General features: G+C 61.0%; 1 protein-coding gene. It reads right to left on the bottom strand.

Annotation, left to right across the window (positions count from 1 at the left end):
* On the bottom strand, positions 1-1016 hold a 1016-nt coding region (locus tag ABDB81_RS30355; RefSeq protein ID WP_346814414.1), incomplete at its 3' end, for a bifunctional UDP-4-keto-pentose/UDP-xylose synthase.
* Positions 1017-1018: the final 2 nt, after the last annotated feature.

Here is a 1018-nt window from a genome sequence, read left to right as displayed (position 1 = left end):
CGCGCTTCCACCACCTTGTCGCGATACGCTTCGAAGATCCGGCGCAGCGCCTGTTCCATGTTCAGTTCAGGCTTCCAGCCCAGTTCCTCGATGGTGTTGTCGATCTTCGGCACGCGGTGCTGCACGTCCTGGTATCCCTTGCCGTAGAACTCGCCCGACGAGGTTTCCACAATCCTGGTCTGCTGCGCGTACTCGGCGTACTCGGGGTATTCGGCAGCCATCGACAGCATCATCTCTGCCAGTTCGCGCACGGAGTGGATATTGGCCGGGTTGCCGATATTGAAGATCTTGCCGCTGGCCACGCCGTTCTTGTTCTCGATGATCTGCATCAGCGCCGAGATGCCGTCCGAGATATCGGCGAAAGCACGCTTCTGGGCGCCACCATCGACGAGCTTGATTGGCTCGCCGCGCACGATGTGACCCAGGAACTGGGTGACCACGCGCGAGGAGCCTTCCTTCGATTCGAAGATCGAGTCCAGCCCGGCACCAATCCAGTTGAACGGACGGAACAGCGTGTAGTTCAGGCCCTGCTCCATGCCATAGGCGTGAATCACGCGGTCCATCAGTTGCTTGGAGCAGGCGTAGATCCAGCGCGGCTTGTTGATCGGGCCGTAGACCAGCGACGAGGCTTCGGGGTCGAACTCGTCGTCCGTGCACATGCCATAGACCTCGGAGGTCGAGGGGAAGACCAGATGCTTGCCGTACTTCACGGCGCTGCGCACGATGGGCAGGTTGGCTTCGAAGTCCAGTTCGAACACACGCAGCGGGTTACGCACGTAGGTGGCCGGGGTGGCGATGGCCACGAGCGGCAGGATGACATCGCACTTGCGGATGTTGTACTCGACCCACTCCTTGTTGATGGTGATGTCGCCCTCGGAGAAGTGCATGCGGGGGTGGTTCACCAGATCGCCAAGGCGGTCGGAGGCCATGTCCATGCCGTAGACCTCCCACGAGGTGGTTTCGAGGATGCGGCGCGTCAGATGGTGGCCGATGAAGCCATTGACGCCGAGGATCAGGA

Source organism: Cupriavidus sp. DL-D2 (assembly GCF_039710735.1).
Taxonomy (GTDB): domain Bacteria; phylum Pseudomonadota; class Gammaproteobacteria; order Burkholderiales; family Burkholderiaceae; genus Cupriavidus.
This window is presented reverse-complemented; position numbering and strand designations above follow the sequence as displayed.